1 protein-coding gene is annotated in these 405 nt (G+C 59.8%); it reads left to right on the top strand.

Going from position 1 to position 405, the window contains the following annotated elements:
- Positions 1-405, top strand: a 405-nt coding sequence (locus E1189_RS02255; RefSeq protein ID WP_196221067.1) for a hypothetical protein, incomplete at both ends; no start/stop codon positions are given.

The raw sequence follows: 405 nt of genomic DNA, 5'->3' as shown, positions 1-405 counted from the left end.
AGACTGACCGAACCAAAGTTGGCGCCACAAGGGCAGATGGTGTTCAGCTTCCCCTGCACTGGGCGTCGCTACTGACCGCGGTGAGAGTTAAGCAGGCTGACCGAAGCGAAGGTGATACCGCAGTGGCAGGTGGTGCTCTGCTTTCCCCTGCATTGGGCGTCGTAGGTGCTCCGGCGGTGAGAGTTAAGCAGACTGACCGTATCGAAGGTGGAGCCACAGGAGCAGGTGATATTCTGCTTCCACTTGCACCGGGCATCTCTGCTGCCCCGGCGGTGAGAGCTAAGCAGGTTGACCGAATCGAAGGTCGCGCCGCATGGGCAGGTCGTGTTCAGCTTCCCCTTGCACCGTGTATCTCGGCTGCCCTGACGGTGAGAATGAAGCAGACTGACCGAACCAAAGTTGGCG

Origin of the sequence: Parendozoicomonas verongulae (assembly GCF_009711465.1) — a bacterium.
Classification (GTDB): Bacteria; Pseudomonadota; Gammaproteobacteria; order Pseudomonadales; family Endozoicomonadaceae; genus Sansalvadorimonas; species Sansalvadorimonas verongulae.
The sequence above is the reverse complement of the archived record's forward strand: the minus strand, read 5'-3'. Positions and strand labels throughout refer to the sequence as shown.